The organism is Nocardioides epinepheli (genome assembly GCF_037936805.1).
Classification (GTDB): Bacteria; Actinomycetota; Actinomycetes; order Propionibacteriales; family Nocardioidaceae; genus Nocardioides.
Genome location: NZ_JBBMMC010000003.1, coordinates 267552 through 286019 on the forward strand (window position 1 = coordinate 267552; position 18468 = coordinate 286019).

At 69.8% G+C, this 18468-nt stretch carries 18 protein-coding genes; 14 read left to right on the top strand and 4 right to left on the bottom strand.

The window, feature by feature from the left end:
* Positions 1-166 precede the first annotated feature (166 nt).
* The 11 genes from WMR31_RS06285 (at position 167) to WMR31_RS06335 (ending at position 11711) form a co-directional block, all read left to right on the top strand.
* Positions 167-1228 (top strand): ABC transporter ATP-binding protein, encoded by a 1062-nt coding sequence (locus WMR31_RS06285; RefSeq protein ID WP_340537925.1) that lies wholly within the window; start codon positions 167-169, stop codon positions 1226-1228.
* On the top strand, positions 1225-2136 hold the full coding sequence (locus WMR31_RS06290; RefSeq protein ID WP_340537926.1) for an ABC transporter permease: 912 nt from the start codon (positions 1225-1227) through the stop codon (positions 2134-2136). The genes WMR31_RS06285 and WMR31_RS06290 overlap by 4 nt, the downstream gene beginning before the upstream one ends.
* The gene (locus tag WMR31_RS06295; RefSeq protein WP_340537927.1) at positions 2129-2998 is read left to right on the top strand and encodes an ABC transporter permease; all 870 of its coding nucleotides are present in this window, start codon (positions 2129-2131) and stop codon (positions 2996-2998) included. The genes WMR31_RS06290 and WMR31_RS06295 overlap by 8 nt, the downstream gene beginning before the upstream one ends.
* Positions 2995-3753 (top strand): SDR family NAD(P)-dependent oxidoreductase, encoded by a 759-nt coding sequence (locus WMR31_RS06300; protein WP_340537928.1) that lies wholly within the window; start codon positions 2995-2997, stop codon positions 3751-3753. The genes WMR31_RS06295 and WMR31_RS06300 overlap by 4 nt, the downstream gene beginning before the upstream one ends.
* A complete protein-coding gene (locus tag WMR31_RS06305; RefSeq protein ID WP_340537929.1) occupies positions 3750-5180 on the top strand; it encodes an amidase in 1431 nt (476 codons plus the stop codon). The genes WMR31_RS06300 and WMR31_RS06305 overlap by 4 nt, the downstream gene beginning before the upstream one ends.
* Positions 5181-5183: 3 nt before the next feature.
* Entirely contained in the window at positions 5184-6008 is an 825-nt protein-coding gene (locus tag WMR31_RS06310; protein WP_340537930.1) for a polysaccharide deacetylase family protein, read from the top strand.
* Entirely contained in the window at positions 6005-6727 is a 723-nt protein-coding gene (locus tag WMR31_RS06315; RefSeq protein ID WP_340537931.1) for an SDR family NAD(P)-dependent oxidoreductase, read from the top strand. Before WMR31_RS06310 ends, WMR31_RS06315 begins: the two co-directional genes overlap by 4 nt.
* A gap of 58 nt (positions 6728-6785) precedes the next feature.
* Complete coding sequence (locus tag WMR31_RS06320) at positions 6786-7874, top strand: ABC transporter substrate-binding protein (RefSeq protein WP_340537932.1); 1089 nt, start codon at positions 6786-6788, stop codon at positions 7872-7874.
* Between the two features lie 166 nt (positions 7875-8040).
* Positions 8041-9594, top strand: coding sequence for an AMP-binding protein (locus tag WMR31_RS06325; protein ID WP_340537933.1), 1554 nt, complete (start codon positions 8041-8043; stop codon positions 9592-9594).
* Positions 9595-9616: 22 nt separating this feature from the next.
* Positions 9617-10780, top strand: coding sequence for an enolase C-terminal domain-like protein (locus WMR31_RS06330; RefSeq protein WP_340537934.1), 1164 nt, complete (start codon positions 9617-9619; stop codon positions 10778-10780).
* A 13-nt stretch (positions 10781-10793) separates the two neighbouring features.
* A complete protein-coding gene (locus WMR31_RS06335; RefSeq protein ID WP_340537935.1) occupies positions 10794-11711 on the top strand; it encodes a ketopantoate reductase family protein in 918 nt (305 codons plus the stop codon).
* Between the two features lie 78 nt (positions 11712-11789).
* Here the strand turns inward: WMR31_RS06335 and WMR31_RS06340 are convergent, their stop codons facing one another.
* Complete coding sequence (locus WMR31_RS06340; protein WP_340537936.1) at positions 11790-12356, bottom strand: VOC family protein; 567 nt, start codon at positions 12354-12356, stop codon at positions 11790-11792.
* Between the two features lie 103 nt (positions 12357-12459).
* On the opposite strand from WMR31_RS06340, the gene WMR31_RS06345 reads away from it, so the two are divergent.
* The gene (locus WMR31_RS06345) at positions 12460-13572 is read left to right on the top strand and encodes an alpha/beta hydrolase (RefSeq protein ID WP_340537937.1); all 1113 of its coding nucleotides are present in this window, start codon (positions 12460-12462) and stop codon (positions 13570-13572) included.
* A gap of 22 nt (positions 13573-13594) precedes the next feature.
* On the opposite strand, the gene WMR31_RS06350 is transcribed toward WMR31_RS06345, so the two are convergent.
* A complete protein-coding gene (locus WMR31_RS06350; RefSeq protein WP_340537938.1) occupies positions 13595-14221 on the bottom strand; it encodes a TetR/AcrR family transcriptional regulator in 627 nt (208 codons plus the stop codon).
* A 181-nt stretch (positions 14222-14402) separates the two neighbouring features.
* Between WMR31_RS06350 and WMR31_RS06355 the strand changes: the two genes are divergently transcribed.
* Both WMR31_RS06355 and WMR31_RS06360 read left to right on the top strand, forming a co-directional pair.
* Positions 14403-15248 carry a TIGR03619 family F420-dependent LLM class oxidoreductase gene (locus WMR31_RS06355; protein ID WP_340537939.1) on the top strand — a complete coding sequence of 282 codons (846 nt, stop codon included), beginning with the start codon at positions 14403-14405 and terminating at the stop codon, positions 15246-15248.
* Positions 15245-16057 carry an SDR family NAD(P)-dependent oxidoreductase gene (locus WMR31_RS06360; RefSeq protein ID WP_340537940.1) on the top strand — a complete coding sequence of 271 codons (813 nt, stop codon included), beginning with the start codon at positions 15245-15247 and terminating at the stop codon, positions 16055-16057. The genes WMR31_RS06355 and WMR31_RS06360 overlap by 4 nt, the downstream gene beginning before the upstream one ends.
* Here the strand turns inward: WMR31_RS06360 and WMR31_RS06365 are convergent, their stop codons facing one another.
* Positions 16058-17152: a phosphotransferase family protein gene (locus WMR31_RS06365; RefSeq protein ID WP_340537941.1), complete on the bottom strand. Its 1095-nt coding sequence runs from the start codon at positions 17150-17152 to the stop codon at positions 16058-16060.
* A 32-nt stretch (positions 17153-17184) separates the two neighbouring features.
* Entirely contained in the window at positions 17185-18462 is a 1278-nt protein-coding gene (locus tag WMR31_RS06370; protein ID WP_340537942.1) for an acyl-CoA dehydrogenase family protein, read from the bottom strand.
* Positions 18463-18468 lie beyond the last annotated feature (6 nt).

Here is an 18468-nt window from a genome sequence, read left to right on the forward strand (position 1 = left end):
GTCATGCTAGTCGCTGGTCTGACCAGTAACTAGGTCCAAGACCTACTTGGCAGGAGGCTCAGGCGTGACCGAGTCAGCCCGACGGGCCATGTCGCCCGAAATCGATCCGCCCAGTGCAGACGTCGACGCCGGTGGGGGGACCACTGCAAGCGTCGAACTGGATCGGGTGACGGTCTCCTACGGCCGCACCACGGTTCTGCGCGATCTCAGCCTCGCGGTTCCGCACGGGCAGTTCATCGCGCTGCTCGGGCCGAGCGGCTCGGGCAAGACGACGGTGCTACGCACGATCGCCGGATTCATCCGACCTGATGCCGGCGACGTCCGGCTGGCCGGGGTCGACGTGACCGAGCGCCCACCACACAAGCGCGGCATCGGCGTCGTCTTCCAGAGCTACGCGCTCTTCCCGCACATGTCGGTGAACGACAACCTGGCCTATCCGCTGCGGGCCAAGGGCGCCGACAAGAAGCTGATCGCGCGACGGTGTGCCGACCTGCTCGAGCTGGTGCGCCTGCCCCACGTCGGCAAGGTGCGCCCCACCCGCCTTTCCGGAGGCCAACAGCAGCGCATCGCGCTGGCCCGCGCGCTGGCCATGGAGCCAGAGCTGCTGCTGCTCGACGAGCCGCTGTCGAACCTGGACGCCAACCTGCGAGTCGACGTCGGATCGGAGATTCGCCGCCTGCAACAGCAGACCGGCACCACCGCGGTCATGGTCACCCATGACCGCAAGGAGGCCTTCGCGATGGCCGATCAGATCGCCGTCCTCGTCGGCGGTGTCATCGAGCAGATCGGCTCGCCGACCGATCTGTATCGGCGACCCGTCTCGCGGTTCATGGCCGAGTTCGTGGGTGACGCGACGTTCGTGCCAGGCACGGTGCGCGCGGTTGAAGACGGGGTGGCGCGGGTCGCGACGCCTCTGGGAGAGCTGCTCGTTCCCGACCCCGTCGTCGAGGCCGGAGCGGTCGACGTGGTGCTGAGGCCTGAGGACATCGCCCTGGTCGAGGACCCAGCGCGGCTGAGCTCGTCCGGCGCATGGACCGTGCACGAGGCGCACGTCGACCAGGTTTCGTACTTCGGTTCCTCGATCGCAGTACGCGCCAGCGTCGGAGACCTCGAGCTCAGCGCGGTTGCCAGCGGCTCCACCGTGGCGCTACCGGCAGCCGGAGACTCGGTGAGGATCGGCATCGATGGATCACGGTGTGTGCTTCTCCCCGGTGAGGGGCCACGATGACCCAGGTGGCCACCCAGGCCGGGCCAGTCAACGCCGAGCCCCAGCGCCAAGATGACGTCGCGCCCGAGCGCGGCGTGCGCGGGCGCGTCGCACTTGCGCTGCTCGTGCCGATGCTCGGGGTATTCGCCGTCGGGTTCCTGGTCCCGTTGGGCACCGTCGCGAGGTTCTCGTTCAACGACTACGAGCCGGGCGTCGGTCAGACCAGTGCCTGGACGGTCTCCCAGTACTCCGCTGTCTTCTCCTCGCCGACCGACAGCGGTGCGATTCTGCGCACCTTCGAACTCGGCCTCATCACAGCAGTGATCAGTGCTCTCCTGTCCTATCCGCTCGCGCTCGCCATCACTCGTGGCCCGCGCTGGGCCCGCACCCCCCTCACCGCGATGGTGATGATGCCGCTGCTGGTGAGCGTGGTGGTCAAGACCTTCGGCTGGCAGATCCTGCTGAGCAGTGAGGCGTTCCCGCAGAAGACACTCGACGCGCTGGGCATTCCGGTCAAGCTGCTGTTCACTCAGACCGGCGTTTCGATCGGGTTGGTGCACACCTACATGCCGTTCATGGCGCTGAGCCTGATCACTGCCCTCGCGGCCATCGACCGGCGTACCGAGGAGGCGGCGGCCTCGCTCGGCAGTTCGCGCTGGCGGGTCTTCTGGACCATTACCTTCCCCCAGTCCATCAACGGACTCATCGCGGGCTTCGTACTCACCTTCGCTGCCAGCATGAGCGCGTTGGTCACCCCGCAACTGCTCGGTGGCGGCCGGGTGCCGACGGTCGTGACCTCCATCTTCCGCCAGGTCGAGACCGTGCAGAACTACCCCTACGGTGCCGCCCTGGGCATCCTGCTGCTAGCAGCCACCCTCGCCTTGCTGTTCGTGCAGAGCGCCGTCCTAGGGAGGCGGGAACGTGGCTGACACCCACACCACCGTCGCGACGGACATGCGCCCCCCGACGCCGCGCAAGCGCCGGCCGTTCTCGACGGGCAGCGTCGTGATGGGCGTCGTCGTGACGCTCATCTGCCTGTTCATCGCCGCACCGCTCGTCGTGGTGGCCTTGGCCTCGGTGACCGAGACCGGCTACCTCACCTTCCCGCCGCAGGGCTTCTCGATGCGGTGGTACCAACAGATCCTCGACACTCCAGGGTTCGTGGACGCGTTCGTCACCAGCCTGCAGCTGGCCGCAGTAACCACAGTGATCTCGGTCTTGATCTGCGTGCCCGCGGCCTATGCCATCAACCGCTACAGCAGTCGGACAACGCGCTCGCTCGAGCAGGTCTTCCTATCGCCCCTGATCCTCCCCGCGGTCGTGCTCGGGCTCGGGCTGTTGTTCGTACTCTCGCGTACGGGGTGGTCGGGCACGTTCGAGGGCGGCGTGCTGGCTCACGTCATCATCGCCTCTCCATTCGTGATCCGCGCGGTCCTCGCAGGCATGCGCCGCATCGATCCCCGATTGGAGGAGGCCTCCCGCTCCCTCGGCGCTGGGCCCCTGCGTACGTTCTTCAGGGTCGTCGTGCCGTCGATCGGTGGCAGCATCGTCAGCGGCGCGGTCTTCGCCTTCGTCGTCTCCTTCGACGAGGCGGTGGTCACCTTGTTCATCACCGGGCCGGACTTCGTCACCCTGCCGGTCGCGATCTTCACCTACGTCCAGTACTCCGCGGACCCGACCGTCGCCGCTGCCTCCACGGTGCTGGTCGCGATGTCGCTGGTCATGGTCTGCCTGGTCATGTGGCTCGGCAGTGGCGAGGAGCGGCGTGAGCAGAAGCGGAACCGGCCATGAGTCGTCCGGTCGCACTCGTCACCGGCTCCTCGACCGGCATCGGGCGGGCCACGGCCGTACTGCTGGCCGGTCGCGGATACGACCTGGTGGTTCACGGTCTCGATGACGACGCCGACCTCGGCTCCGTGGCCGAGGAAGCCAGGGCATTAGGGGCGCAGGTGAGCTCTATGCATGGGGACGTGGGCGACGGCGACGTCGTGCGTGGCCTGGTGGATCACACCCTCACCACGCATGGCCGGCTCGACGGGCTGGTCAGCAACGCCGGCGCCGGTCTCACCAAGGACTTCCTGGATCTCGACGACCAGGACTGGACCACGCTCATCGACTCGCATCTGCGTGCAGCCGTCAGGGCGTGCCGGCACGCGCACGACGCGCTCGCCGATGCAGGCGGCAGCATCGTGCTGATGTCGAGTCTGGCCGCGAGCACGGTCATCGCCGGTCGCTCCGGGTACGGGCCCGTGAAGGCCGCGCTGGAGTCCCTCACCCGTCACTTGGCGTGCGAGTGGGCCGAGCAAGGCATCCGCGTCAATGCCATCGCGCCCGGCACCGTGCTGACGCCCCTGGTCGAGAGCAACATCGAGCGCGGGCTGCTCGACGCCGACCAGGTGGTCGAGCGGACGCCGATGCGGCGCCTCGCCCGCCCGAGCGAGATCGCCTCGGTCGTGCACTTCCTGATCTCGGATGCGGCGTCGTACATGACCGGCCAGACGCTGCACGTCGACGGCGGCTGGTCGTGCTGGGGTGGATGGCGTTGACCGACGTCGAAGAGATGCGGACGGCTCGCGAGATCCGCGAGGTGGTCGTCGCCGGGCGCGTGCGACCCCAGGAGATCGTCAAAAGGACGATGGAGCGCATCGAGGAGCACGATGCCCAACTCCACAGCCTGTTGACCGTCGACGCCGAGCACGCCTACCAGCAGGCCGATCTCCTCGAGGCGCGTGCTCGCGCCGGTGAGCTGCCAGGGCCATTGTGGGGCGTGCCGTTCACGGTCAAGGACCTCTATGACACCGCGGGAGTCCGCACCACCTATGGGTCGCGGATCTACGCCGACCACGTGCCCGATCACGACGCCGAGCTGGTGGCACGGATCCGCCGAGCTGGCGGCATCCTGGTCGGGAAGAGCAATACTCCCGAGTTCGCGATCTACATCCGCACCGACAACGACCTGGCCGAGGAGACCCGAAATCCCTGGGCCCTCGACCGCACGTGCGGGGGCTCGAGCGGCGGGGCGGCGGCGAGCGTTGCGGCGGGAATCACGCCGATCGCGGTCGGCAGCGACGGAGGAGGCTCTATCCGCATCCCCAGCGCACTGTGCGGGACGATCGGCCTGAAGCCCTCTCTGGGCTCGGTGCCCGGTACCGGAGGCCGAATCGGCACCCGCCGCTTCTCCGCAGTCGGACCGATGACCATGGACGTCACGGACGCCGAGGTGCTGTGGCACGTCATGCGCGGTCCCCACGTCGGCGACCCGACGTGGACGCTGGCCAGGGGCAGCGAACCGCCCCGTTCCTCGGAGCGGCCGCTGCGGATCCGTTGGATCGGCGACAGCGGTGTGCCCGGTGCCGAGTCCGACGTTCTCTCCGTCACCCACGATGCCGCCGTCGATCTGGCGGCTCTGCTGGGTGCCGAACTCGACGAGCCCGGAACGTCGCTGGACGCACCGCGGTTCGCTGACCGGTTCTACGACATCATGCAGGCCGACCGCGTCTCCAGCGGTGGCGGCGATCTACTGGCCGACGAGCGCACCCGCGACCTGCTGACCGACTATGCCCGGCACCAGTTCGAACGTGGCTCCCTGGTGTCTGGCGCTGCGTACTCGGCCGGCGTCAAGGCGCAGTTGGGAGCCGTGGCTCATCTCGAGGGCTTGCTTGCCGGGGTGGACGCCGTGGTGACTCCGACCCTGGGCTTCGTCGCGCCCCTCCTCCCTGAAGGTCGTACTGCACTTCCCGAGGACGCCCGTCGCGGTTCCGTCGCGTTCACCTTCCTCATGAACTTCACCGGCTACCCCGCACTCAGTGTCCCCTGTGGCCTGGTGCGCGGTCTGCCCGTGGCCATCCAGCTCATTGGCCGACCGGGCCACGAGCCCCGTCTGCTCGACCTGGCGCGTCGCTACCAGGACTCGATTTTTCGTCTGCCCACCGTCCTGCCGCGGCCCGTCGCCACCACCAGCGAGGAGCACTGAGCAATGAGCGCCAAGACGCCCGCCATCTTGACCTTCGACATGGATGCCGAGACCCTCTGGATGGCTCGTGACCCTGAGGCTGAGACCAAGCCGGTCTGGGTCTCTCAGGGCCACTACGGCCCGAAGGTCGGCCTGCCGCGCATCCTGCGGCTGCTGGCCGAGTTCGACATCCCCGCGACATTCTTCGTCCCGGGGCTGGTCGTCGAGCGATATCCCGACCAGGTCGAGGCGATCCTCGACGCCGGCCTGCACATCGAGCACCACAGCTACACCCACACCTGGTCCGACAACCTCACAGCCGAGCAGGAGGAGGAGGAGTTCCAGCGGGGATGGGACGCCATCGTGAAGGCCACCGGCCGCGAGCCACAGGGTTGGCGCTCGCCAGCCGGCGAGCTCACCCCACACACGATCGGCCTGATGGAGAGGTTCGGATTCACCTATTCCTCCAACCTGTTCGACTCCGACTCCCCACACCTGTTGCAGGACGGTGACCGGGTCACCGACATCGTCGAGATCCCCTTCGCCTGGTGCCTGGACGACGCTCCCTTCTTCATGTACAGCAACCGTCTCGTCGGGCGGAGCATGTCGTCCCCCAGCGCGGTACTGGAGACCTGGACCCGCGAGTACGACGGCATCAGCCAGGAGGAGGGCACTGTCTTCCAGGTCGCGATGCACCCGCAGGTGATCGGTAGGTCCTCGCGCTTGTGGACGCTGCGCAAGACCATCGAGCACGTTCTGGACTCCGGTACCGGAGAGTTCACCCGGATCGAGGACCTCGCTGCTCGGGTGCGACCCGGTCTTCTTGCCGAGCGGGACGACCTAGCGTGACCACCCTGGGTGAGCTGGTCGACCTCACTGGTCGGGTTGCGGTCGTCACCGGTGGCGCGAGCGGCATCGGTGCGGCTGTGGTCGGTCAGCTCCGCGCCGCAGGGGCGACGGTCGAGGTGGCAGACCTGGATGCACATCCTCAGGTGGATGTCGCCGACGCCGACTCGGTGGAGGCGCTGGCCACCCGAGTGCGTGAGCGCCACGGGAGGTGCGACGTCCTCGTCAACGGCGCGGGCGCCCTCGCTCCGGGCGACGTCCTCACGGTCACCGAGGACGACTGGGACCGTGCATTCGCGGTGAACGTGCGCGGGCCGTGGCTGCTGAGCCGATCCCTCATCCCACTGATGCCCGCCGGTTCGGCGATCGTCAACATCGGATCGGGAGCCGGGCTGCGTGCCATTCCCGCCATGACGGCCTACGTGGCCTCGAAGTCAGCCGTAGTCGGTCTCACGAAGGCGATGGCCATCGACCTGGCCGATCGCGGCATCCGGGTCAACTGCGTGTGCCCCGGTCTGGTCGACACCCCGATGGCTCGAACTGCCCAGGCCGGGCGTCCGACTGCTGTACGCGACGAGGTCGCGGGCTTCGCCTCCTATCTCGTGCCGCGGTTCGGCACTCCCGACGAGGTGGCCGCCGCCGTGGTCTTCCTGGCCTCTCCCGCGTCGGGCTACACCACGGGCTCGGTACTGGCCGTTGACGGCGGCCGCACCCTGCACTGACCCACCAACCGATCCGCCGCCGGCAGCGATCGACTACACCCCTGAGAAACGAGGAAACATGTCTGGGAAGTACACATTGGACAGGCGCCGCTTCCTGCAACTCGCCGGTGCCGCCACCGGCGTCGCCGCCTTCGGCTCGACTCTGAGCGCCTGTGGGCCGAACGGGTCGGACGGCGCGGACGCCTCGCGCCTGCGCATCAACAGCTTCGGTGGCGCGTTCGAGGACGCCATCCGTAAGCACGTCGTCGCCGGCTTCGAGAAGGAGAAGGACGTCAGCGTCGCTATCACCACCTCGCTGGGGGCAGCGACCGCAACGCAGCTCTCGGCTGCTGCCAAGGGCACCTCGCCCTACGACCTCGTCTATATGGATCCGGTGCCGGTGGCCCAGAGCGCGGCGGCCGGGAAGTTGGCCAAGCTCGACATCGATCGACTGTCGGTCAAGGACGAACTGCTGCCGCTCGCGATCGGAGAGGCCGGCTACTCCGTGGCGTACCTGGTCGCGGGTGTCGGATTGGCCTACAACAGCGAGCAGCTGGACAACGCCCCCACGTCGTGGGAGGACCTGTGGTCTTCCGAGTACAAGGGCAAGGTGATCATCTCCGACGTCGCGGGCACCGCCGGCTATCTGTTCCTGCTGGAGGCGGCCAAGCTCAACGGTGGCGACGAGAACAACATCGAGCCAGGCTTCGAAGCACTCAAGGAACTCAAGGGCAACCTTGCCTCGATCTACACCACTCCCGATCAGGCGATCCAGCTGCTCACCTCGGGCGAAGCGTGGATCGGCGTGGGCTACAGCGACCGCACCGGCGCCGCCAAGGCGACCGGTGCGCCGCTCGGCTTCAGTTTCCCCGAGGAGGGCGCGCTGGGCGTGCTGTCCTCGCTCGCGATCCCCGCCGACAGCGGCAATGTCGACTCGGCCTATGAGTACATGGACTACCAGTTGTCGGCCGACGTCCAGAAGGCCTTCTTGACCGCCATTCCCGAGGGCTCGGTGAACTCGAAGGTGTCGTTCGACGACGCCTTCGCCGAGGAGAACTACATCCCCCAGGGGGCGACCTTCGACAACCTGCTGACCTTCGACTACCCGGTCATCGCCGAGAAGCTGCCGGAGTGGACGACCCGCTGGGCCGAGGAGATCGCGAACTAGGGCGTGCGAACCGGGCGCCCAAAGTCCCTCGCCGTCGCGCGCCGATGGCTTTCCCGGAGTCGTGGGATATCGGAGCCGCCCCTTGTCGTCCCGGCCATCGTGGCCCTAAACTGAATCTGACCTCAGAATCAGTCGCGGTAGCGGCTCAGGGTGGAAGGTGCCCGGCGTGGACGTAGGCGCAAGCGGATCCGTCGGTCTCATGCTGCAGCGGTGGGCGAGCGAGCGGCCCGACGAGCCGGCCATCGGAATCGTGGACGGACCCTCCCATACCTTCGGGTCGTGGCACCGGTTCAGCAGCCACCTGGCGCAGGGGCTGCGCGCCGAGGGTGTCGGGCCGGGTGACCGCGTCGCATTCCTGGGGAGGTCCGCCCTCAACTGGGGCGAGGTGCTCGCGGCCGCCTCGATGCTCCGCGCCGCGGGCGTGCCGCTCAACTGGCGGCTCAGCGCCGGCGAGCTTCGAGGGGTTCTCGACGACGCCGCGCCCCTGGCGGTCGTGGCCGAGGCCGAGTTCCTGCCGTCGTTGGGACTCGAGCGGCCGGACGACGATCGCCCGCGGATCGTCTTCGCCGACGAGCGGTGCGAGGTGCTCTCCGACTGGCTGGAGCAGTGGCCGCAGGAGCCGGTCGACCTCGAGCCAGACCCGGAGGACATCGCCCTGATCGTCTACACCTCCGGCACGTCGGGCCGGCCGAAGGGCGTCGAGCTCCCGAACCGCGCCATCGCCGCGAACGTCGGCTCGGCTGCCCCCTGGCGGATCGAGACCGGCGAGGTGGTGATGGTGCCGGCCCCGACCTTCCACGTCTCCGGCACCGGCTGGCTCTTCTACTGCCTGGCCCGTGGCGCGCAGTCGCTGTACCTGCTCGAGGTCCGGCCCGACGTCGTCTTGGACGTTCTGGGCGCCCAGGCCGTCGACCACGCACTCACCGTGCCGGCCGTCGTCCAGATGCTCGTCCAGGCCCCGTCGGCGGCCGGCCGCGACTACACCAGGCTCCGCACCCTGATCTACGGCGGCTCGCCGATGTCCTCGGCGGTCGCCGAGGCCGCGCACAAGCTGTTCGACTGCGACCTCGTGCAGTGCTACGGCATGACCGAGACCTGCGGGCCCATCACCTTCCTGACCCCGCAGGACCACCGAGACGGCGGCGAGTTGCTGTCCTCGGCCGGTCGGCCGATGGCCGGCGTCGAAGTCCAGATCACCGATCCGGTCACCGGCGAGGCTCGCAAGCAGGGAGCCACCGGGGAGGTCTGGGTTCGCAGTGACCTGATCATGACCGGCTACCGCAACCAGCCGGATGAGCTGGCGACGGTGCTGAGCCCCGAGGGGTGGTTCCACACCGGCGACGCCGGCTACTTCGACGCCGACGGCTATCTCTTCCTCTGCGACCGGGTCAAGGACATGATCGTGTCCGGCGGCGAGAACATCTTCCCGATCGAGGTCGAGAACGTCCTGCTGGCCCACCCCGGCGTCGCGGACGCGGCGGTGATCGGCGTGCCGCACGATCGGTGGGGCGAGACGGTCAAGGCCGTCGTCGTCCCCCGTGACGGTGCCGACCTCGACGTCGACGCGGTCATCGAGTTCTGCCGCGAGCGACTGGCCCACTACAAGTGCCCCACCTCCATCGACGTCGTCGAGGAGCTGCCGCGAAACCCCAGCGGCAAGATCCTCAAGCGTGAGCTGCGGGCGCCGCACTGGTCCGGGCGCCAGCGCGGCATCGCCTGAGCAGAGAGGCAGGCGATCCGGCATGCGTATCGTCGAGGTCCGAGAGCTGTCGGTGCCCTTGCGCGGCCAGGTCTCCAACGCAGTAGTGGACTTCTCAGGACACGAGGTCTCGTTGGTCGCGGTGGTCAGCGACGTCGTGCGGGGCGGCCGGCCGCTGACCGGTGTGGCGTTCAACTCGATCGGCAGGCACGCCCAGGGCGGGATCCTGCGCGAGCGGCTGATCCCGCGGGTGCTGGCGGCCGACCCGGGGTCGCTCCAGGGCGACGACGGCCGGATCGACCCCACGGCGGTGCTGTCGGCGATGCTGGTGGGGGAGAAGCCGGGCGGGCACGGCGACCGCGCAGCGGCGGCAGCCGCGGTGGAGCTGGCCTGCTGGGACCTCCTGGCCAAGCACGACCAGGAGCCCGCCTACGCCACGATCGCCCGAGCGCACGGACGTCGGGAGCCGCGCGTCGGCGTGCCCGTCTACGCCGCGGGCGGCTACTACCGGCCCGGGGAGGGCGTGCCGGAGCTGCGGGCCGAGCTGGCCGGCTATCGCGAGCGCGGCTACCCGGCGGTGAAGATCAAGATCGGTGGGTTGCCGCTCGCCGACGACATGGCGCGGCTGGAGGCCGCGGTGGAGGTCATGGGCGGTGGCCAGGGCGTCGCGGTGGATGCCAACGGCCGGTTCGGGCCCGACGAGGGCCTGGCCTACGGGCGGGCGATGTCGGGTCTGGGGCTGCGCTGGTTCGAGGAGGTCGGGGATCCGCTCGACTTCGACCTGAACCGCCGGGTCGCCGAGGTCTACGACGGTGCGATCGCCACCGGGGAGAACCTCTTCTCGGCCCCCGACGTCCAGAACCTCCTGCGCTATGGCGGCATCCGGCCGGATCGAGACATCCTGCAGATGGACGCCGGGCTGAGCTACGGGCTGACCGAGTACGCCCGGATGATCTCGCTGATGGAGGCGCACGGCGTCGAGCGCACCGCGGCCTTCCCGCACGGCGGGCACCTGCTCAACCTGCACATCGTCACCGGGCTGGGCCTGGGCGGATGCGAGGCCTACCCCGGGGTGTTCGAGCCCTTCGGCGGCTACAGCCCTGACTGCCTCCTGGAGGACGGGCGGATCCAGCCCGGCGACGCGCCGGGATTCGGTTTGGAGGCCAAGCCGGGCTTGGCCGAGGAGATCGCGCGGTTGGTCGCGTGAGGGCGGAGGAGCGGTGAAGGTCGCCGTCGTCGGATGCGGTGCGATGGGCTCGGTGTACGCCACCCGGTTGAGCGGTGGCGGGCACGAGGTGCTGGTCGTGGACGCCTGGCCCGAGCACGTCGCCGCGATCGCTGCCGACGGCCTACGACTGTCCGGTCCGGACGGAGAGCACCATGCGCGGGTGCGGGCCTTCACGACGCCGCCCTCCGAGCCCGCGGACCTGGTGGTGCTGGCCGTCAAGGCCGCCGACGCGGCCGGGGCCGCGCGACATGCCCGGCCGTTGCTCGGACCGCAGACCATGGTGCTGACGATCCAGAACGGGCTCGGCTCGGCCGACGACGTCGCCGCGGAGGTCGGCCCGGATCGACTGGCCGTCGGCATCGCCAGTGGCTTCGGGGCCTCGCTGCGGGGCCCGGGTCGTGCCCACCACAACGCGATGCGGGCGATGCGCTTCGGGGCACACGCCGGCCTGGGCGAGGCTCGAGTGGAGTCGGTCGCCGCGGCGTGGCGCGCCGGCGGGTTCGACGCCGAGGCCGTGCCCGACATCGCCGCGATGCAGTGGGAGAAGCTGATCTGCAATGTCGCCTACAGCGCGCCGTGCGCGCTGACCGGTCTCACCGTCGGTGAGGTGATGGACGATCCCCACCTGGGTCCGGTGAGCCGCGCCGCGGCCACCGAGGCGTGGGAGACCGCGACCGCGCTGGGCATCGCGATCGACGTCGCGGATCCGGTGGAGCACGTCCGCGCGTTCGGTGCCCAGATGCCGGCGGCGAAACCCTCCGCCCTGCTCGACATCGAGGCCGGGCGCCCCAGCGAGGTCGGAGTCATCAACGGCGCCGTGCCCCGGGAGGCGGCCAAGGTCGGTCGCAGTGCCCCGGTCAACGCCACCCTGACCGCCCTCGTCCAAGCGCTCGAGACCCGCCTGCCGTAGTTGCCGCGGAAGAGGCGCACGAGAACGCCCCGCCCGCGGAAGGCGGACGGGGCGCTCGCAGTCGCCGGGCGCGGCGGGTCAGGAGCCGACCGCCACCGGGGTCCGGCGCTCGGCGGCCGTGCGGGGCCGGTGTGCGACGTCCTCGGGCCCGAACTCGCGCAGCCAGCAGGCGAACTCGAGCAGGATGCCGTCGGGGTCTTGGAAGTAGAAGGACCGCACGTACACCCCGGGGTGCATCTCGGTCGCGACCTGGGTCTCGCTCTCGTCGTGGTTGACGATCGGACCGACTCGGACGCCGGCGTCCTTGAGGCGCTGCCGGTACTCCTGGAACTTCTCCGCGGGCACGTCGAAGGCGATGTGGTTGAGCGAGCTGACCGCGCTGATCCACTCGCCGAAGCCCGGCTTCTCCTCCGGTGCGGAGATCCCGGGGACGCCGTCGGGTGCCTCGGCGAACCAGAAGAAGGCCAGCGAGCAGCCGTTGCCGGCGTCGAGGAAGAAGTGCTGGCCGATGCCGTCGGGGAGCTCGAGCGTCTTGGTCAGCTTGAGGCCGAGGGTGTTGCAGTAGAAGTCGACGGTCCGCTCCATGTCGGAGCAGACCATCGCCACGTGATTGAAGCCGCGGATGTCGAAACCGGTGTCGGTCATGGGATCTCCTTTGCTCAGAACATGATGCTAACATCAGATTCATATTCTGCACCAAGTCCACCTCACCGAGTCCACTCGCCGCCATCTCTGAAGGAGTCAGCAAATGACCGTGGAGCGCACCTTCGTCGGACTGCCCAGCACCAATCTCGCGCGGGCGGGAGCAGGCGGGCACCCCTGTCATGGCCTCTACCACCGGCGGGCGGGCACCACGCCGCGCGTCGCGGTCATCGCCGCGCACTACCAGGTCGACTTCGCCGAGCACTACATGGGCGACTACCTCGCCGAGCGTGGCGTCGGTTTCCTGGGCTGGAACACGCGCTTCCGCGGTGACGACGCGCACTTCGTGCTCGACCACGCCCTGGTCGACATCGGCGTCGGGGTGCGCTGGCTCCGCGAGGAGGCCGGGGCCGAGGTCGTGATCCTTCTGGGCAACTCCGGGGGTGGATCGCTCATGGCGGCCTACCAGTCCCAGGCGATCGACCCGTCGATCACCCCGTTGCCGGGGATGCGGCTGGCCACCGGCGTCGAGGAGCTTCCCGCCGCGGACGGATACGTCTCCACCGCCGCGCACCTGGGACGCCCGGACGTCCTGACGGCCTGGATGGACGGCGCCGTCGTGGACGAGTTCGATCCGGTCGCGACCGACTCCTCGCTGGATCTGTTCAATCCGGACAACGGTCCCGCCTACGGCCCGGAGTTCGTGGCGCGGTACCGCTCGGCCCAGGTGGAGCGCAACCACCGGATCACGGCCTGGGTCAAGTCCGAGCTCGACCGGTTGCAGGCCGCCGGCTACCACGACCGCCCCTTCGCCGTGGCCCGCACTTGGGCCGACCCCCGGATGGTCGACCCCACCTTGGAGCCGACGCGGCGCGAGCCGAACCGCTGCTACGCCGGAGTCCCCGAGCGGGCCAACCGGTCGGTGTACGGGATCGCGTCGGCCTGCACCCTGCGTACCTGGCTATCGATGTGGAGCCTCAGCGACTGCCAGGCGCGCGCGCAGGTCCACCTGCCGAAGGTCACCGTGCCCGCCCTGGTCGTCAACGGGAACGCCGACACCGGCGTGTTCCCCAGCGACGCCCAGGAGATCGTCGACCACATCGGGGCCACCGACAAGGAGTCGCACGAGCTCGACGCGGACCACTACTTCCTCACCCCGGGCGCGAGGGACGAGCTGGCGGACCTGATGACCGCGTGGGTCGAGAAGCGGTTCGTCTGACCGGGCGGATCCAGGCCCAGGCTCAGGCCTCGGCTGACGGGTCGGGCTTCCAGTAGATCGCGCGGTACCACATCTCGGTGAGCGTCGCGATGCATCGCTCGTCGTCGACCTCGCTCGCCTGGCCGTTGGCCAGGTGCTCGTAGCAGAACATGTTGAGCATCGAGACGATCGCCGATGCGGTGAGCGTGGGGTCCACGCCGGGGCAGTAGCCATGGCGCTGGGCGCGAGAGACCATGCCGGCGATGGCGGCGATCGCCTCGGCGCACAGCTCCTCCCAGAACCTCGCGAACTCGTCGTTGATCATGGCCTGCTGGAACACGCCGACCATCTCGGCGAGGTGGGCGCGATAGGTCTCCCAGTGGGCGCGAGCCGACGCCTCGACCAGCTCGCGTCCGGTGAGGCGCTGGTCGTAGGCGCGCTCGGCCCGCGCGCGTGCCTCGTCGCGGAACTCGCGAGCCCAGGCCTCGAGCAGGTCCTCCTTGGAGTCGTAGTAGTTGTAGAAGGAGGCCGAGGAGCGATCGGCCTCCTTGACGATGTCGGCGACCGTCATCCTCAAGAAGCCCTTGCTGGCGATGACCTCGCGCGCGGCGGCGTCGATCCGATCCTGGGTCTGTCGACCTCGGGCTGTCGGACGCGGTGCTTGAGCCATGCTCGCTCCTGCCTTCCTGCTGAGACTCCTGGTTGACCTGCATTGTGCCCAGCGCCCGGATCGGGACGACGCTCGCCGCCGAATGCTGGGGAAGAGATCGGTTCGCGGACCCGGATCTGCGCTAGACTGAACCTAACGTTACTTCCACTATGCCCGCCATTCGACGCCGTCCGGAGGATCCATGAAACTCGGTCTCAACCTGCCCACCTTCCGTGACGCACTCGGCCCCGGCGAGCTGCTCTCGCTGGCGCGTCTGGCCGAGGAGATCGGCTACCACCAGCTGTGGGTCGGGGAGCACGTGGTCCTGTCCGACGACGAGCCCAACGCGTTCTTCGAATCCACCGCACCCATGCCCGAGCCCCTGTCGCTGCTGAGCGCCATCGCGGCGGTGACCGAGCGCATCCGTCTCGGCACCGGCGTGTGCCTGGCGGTGCAGCGCAACCCGGTGTACCTGGCCAAGGAGGCGAGCACCGTGGACTGGCTCTCTGCCGGCCGGCTCGACCTGGGGATGGGCATCGGGTGGAGTCCCGCGGAGATGGAGTCGGTGGGCCTGGTGCCCGGCGAGCGCCCGGCCCGCTTCCGCGACTGGGTGGAGGTCATGCGACACCTGTGGACCGACGCCAACACCGCACGGGAGTGGTCCACCTACCGGCTGCCCGCGGTGCGCCAGTTCCCGCTGCCGCCGCAGGCCGGTGGACCGCCGCTGTGGGTGGGTGGCAACACCGATCCCGCCCTGCGGCGAACCGCCGAGCTCGGCGACGGGTGGCTGGGCTTCGCCGACATCGACCAGGACCTTGAGCAGCGCATCGGCTACCTGCAGGAGCGGGCAGCCGAGTACGGCCGACCGCCGGTGCGGGTGGCGCTACTGACCTACCAGCCCTTGAAGAGCGAGGTGCTGAGCGAGTACGACCGGCTGGGGGTCGAGCAGCTCGTCGTGTCACCGGTGGGAATGGACTACGACGAGGTCGCCGAGCAGGTCCGCACCTACGCCACCGACTTCGACGCGCTGCGAGAGACGGCGGCATGAGCACCGTCGGCCTGCTGCCGGACCGGCCGCTCGTGCTGGTGACCGGCGCGGGCCGCGGGGTCGGACGAGGCATCGCCCGAGCCTTCGGGGAGATCGGCGCCACGGTGTACCTCACCGGGCGCACCGAGCCGGCCGGAACCCCGACGCCCGGCGACGGGAGCGTGTTCAGCGTGGCGCGCGAGATCGACGACGCCGGCGGGTCCGGCATCCCGGTCACCGTGGACCATCGCGACGACCAGGCCGTCGCGGAGCTCTTCGCTCAGATCGAGGCGGACCACGGGACCCTCGACGTGCTGGTGAACAACGCCTTCGGAACCCCGAGGCCGTGGGTGGGCAGCGGTGGCATGTGGGAGCACCCCATCGAGATCTACGACCAGATGCACGACGTGGGCATCCGGTCCACCTACGTCGCCACGTGGCATGCCTGCCGGGCGATGGTCGCTCGCGGTCGTGGCGCGGTCGTCAACGTGTCCTCCCGTGCCGCGGAGGAGTACTTCTTCTCGACCGCCTACGGCGTCTCGAAGGCGGCCACCGACAAGTTCACCGCCGACCTAGCCACCGAGCTCGCCACCGCCCTGCCGGACCGAGCGCCGGGGCAGGGCGTCGGGGTGTTCTCGGTATGGCCGGGTCTGGTTCGTACCGAGTACTACCAGAGCCAGGTCGCCGACGGACACTGGCCGGAACGAGCCGACGCACAGGACCCGATCGACGTCGGGCGGGCGATCCTCACGTTGTTGCGCGACCCGGATCCGGTGCGGTTGAGCGGTCAGGTCGTCGAGGTGGGGGACCTGCTGCAGTGGCCGGCCTGATCAGGACCGGCTGCCGAACCGCTCCAGCCCGCGCTCGGCGATCCTGCGCACCTCCTGGCTCAGGTCGCCGAACTCCTGCCCGGCCATCGCGCCGCTGCGTGCGCGCATCGCGATCCCCTGGGTGATGACCGCGCACTTGAAGTGCGCGAGGCCCTCGTGGAACGCCAGGTCGCTCACATCGGCGCCCGACCGCGAGGCGTAGCGCGCGGTGACCTCGGCGCGGGTCGGGAAGCCGGCGAGGTCGGTGACCGCCGGCGTGAGCTGGAGTCCGGTCTCGCCGGGTTCGAGCCAGTAGAAGAGCAGCAGGGCCAGGTCGGCGAGCGGATCGCCGAGGGTGGACAGCTCCCAGTCCAGCACGGCGTTCACGTGCGGGGGCGACGACAGGGAGACCACGCAGTTGTCCAGGCGGTAGTCGCCGTGCACGATGCCGGTGCGCTGCGAGGCAGGGATACGCGCGGCGAGCAGACGGCCCAGTTCGGTGACGGCCGGGACCTCCTCGTCGGCGCTGCGCTCCCACTGGTCGGTCCACCGGCGCACCTGCCGGTCCAGGAAGCCTTCGGGCCGGCCGTAGTCCCCGAGGCCGATCTCGCCGGGGACGACCTCGTGCAGGTCTGCCAGGGTGTCGACCAGGGCGAGTCCCAGCCGGCGGCGCTCCTCCTCGGTGGAGGCATAGCCCGCCGGCAGCTCGTCTCGGATGATGTGGCCCTCGACGCGCTCCATCACGTAGAAGGGCACCCCGAGCAGCTCGCCGTCGTCGGTGAGCACGATGCGCGGCACCGGGACCTGCGAGGCGGCCAGCGCCCGCTGGACCCGCGCCTCGCGGGCCATGTCGTGGGCGGTGGGGAGCAACGGGCCAGCCGGCGGCCGGCGCAGCACGAGGTCCCCGGCAGCGGAGGCCACCAGGAAGGTGAGATTGGACTTCCCCCCGGAGAGCAGGGTGACGTCGGGGGTCAGCCACGCCTGCTCCCCGGTCGCCGCGGCGAGCGCCGGGCCGATCCGGTCGGGCCGGACGAGCTCGTGCCACGAGTCGGGTGGCTGCACGTCGGACGCCGCCGGTGGGTGCGCCGGTCGGGCGGAGGATGGGGGAGCGGTCACGAGGGTCTCCTGGAGTCGAGGTCGGTCGGTGGTCAGGCGCCGAAGTCCCACGGTTCGCCGTTGTCGTGGTCGCGCAGTAGCCGCCGAGCGACGTTGACGACGTGCACCTCGTCGGCGCCGTCGTAGATGCGGGCGAACCGCGCGGCGCGGTACATCCGGCTCAGCGGGGTGTCGTCGGACAGGCCGGCGGCGCCGTGCACCTGGAGGGCCCGGTCGACCACGTCGTGCAGCATGCGGGCGCCGACCACTTTGAGAGCACCGATCTCTGCTCGCGCGCCGTGGCCGCGGTCGATGCGGCTGGCGGCGTCGAGCGTGAGGAGCCGGCTGGCCCAGATGGAGCTCCAGGACTCGAACACGTGCTGCTGCATCAACTGCCGCTCGCCCAGGGGGGAGCCGGACAGCATGCGTGAGTTGAGGCGGGAGCACATCAGCTCGAAGGCGCGCTGTGCCTGGCCGAGCCAGCGCATCGCGTGGAAGATCCGGCCCGGGCCCAACCGCTCCTGGGCGATGGCGAACCCGGCGCCTCGATCCCCGATCAGGTGGTCCTCGGGCACCTCGACGCCATCGAGCTCGATCTCGAAGTGCCCGCCACGGAGTCCGAGCGCGGGCGTCTCGCGGACCACGCGGTAGCCCGGCGTGTCGGTGGGCACCAGGATCAGCGAGAAGGACCGGTGCGGCGGCGCGTCGTCCTCGGTGCGGCACAGCACGGTGGTGAAGGCGGCGTCACCGGCGTTGGTGATGAACCACTTGCGGCCCTCGATCCGCCAGTGGCCGTCGACCAGCCGGGCGGTCGTCTGCAGGGTGGTCGGGTCGGAGGAGGCGACGTCCGGCTCCGTCATCGCGAAGCTGGGCCAGGCCTCTCCGGCGACGAGCGGGCCGAGGAAGCGATCGCGGCACGGCCCGACGGCATGGCGGTGCAGCATCAAGGAGTCCTGCAGGGTCCAGGTGCCCAGCGCGTACTGCCCGAACTCCGAGCGGCCCTGGATCTCGTTGATGTAGACGTAGTCGAGGAAGGGCAGGCCGCCGCCACCGATCTCGGCGGGATGCCCGAGTGCCCACAGGCCCTGGGCGGCTGCCTCGGCCTGCAGCGTCCGCAAGAGCTCGCGCGCCGCGGGCGTGCCGGCGTCGAGGTCGGCCTCGACCGGCTCGACGTGCTCGGTCATGAACCGGAGCACGGCCTCCCGGAGCGGCCGGATGTGGCTGGGGACCGAGAACTCGCTGCGGCCCTCGAGGTCCGCGGCGTCGGTGGTCTGCGGGCCGCTCGAGTCGGCCGGCCCGGTCGGGAGTGGGGCGGTAGGGGTGCTGGTCATCGGATC

Coding starts and splice junctions, on each gene's coding strand:
- WMR31_RS06310 (WP_340537930.1), top strand. CDS start 5,184: ATGAGCGCCAAGACGCCCGCCATCTTGACCTTCGACATGGATGCCGAG.
- WMR31_RS06370 (WP_340537942.1), bottom strand. CDS start 18,462: ATGACCAGCACCCCTACCGCCCCACTCCCGACCGGGCCGGCCGACTCG.
- WMR31_RS06340 (WP_340537936.1), bottom strand. CDS start 12,356: ATGACCGACACCGGTTTCGACATCCGCGGCTTCAATCACGTGGCGATG.
- WMR31_RS06360 (WP_340537940.1), top strand. CDS start 15,245: ATGAGCACCGTCGGCCTGCTGCCGGACCGGCCGCTCGTGCTGGTGACC.
- WMR31_RS06330 (WP_340537934.1), top strand. CDS start 9,617: ATGCGTATCGTCGAGGTCCGAGAGCTGTCGGTGCCCTTGCGCGGCCAG.
- WMR31_RS06300 (WP_340537928.1), top strand. CDS start 2,995: ATGAGTCGTCCGGTCGCACTCGTCACCGGCTCCTCGACCGGCATCGGG.
- WMR31_RS06345 (WP_340537937.1), top strand. CDS start 12,460: ATGACCGTGGAGCGCACCTTCGTCGGACTGCCCAGCACCAATCTCGCG.
- WMR31_RS06350 (WP_340537938.1), bottom strand. CDS start 14,221: ATGGCTCAAGCACCGCGTCCGACAGCCCGAGGTCGACAGACCCAGGAT.
- WMR31_RS06320 (WP_340537932.1), top strand. CDS start 6,786: ATGTCTGGGAAGTACACATTGGACAGGCGCCGCTTCCTGCAACTCGCC.
- WMR31_RS06355 (WP_340537939.1), top strand. CDS start 14,403: ATGAAACTCGGTCTCAACCTGCCCACCTTCCGTGACGCACTCGGCCCC.
- WMR31_RS06290 (WP_340537926.1), top strand. CDS start 1,225: ATGACCCAGGTGGCCACCCAGGCCGGGCCAGTCAACGCCGAGCCCCAG.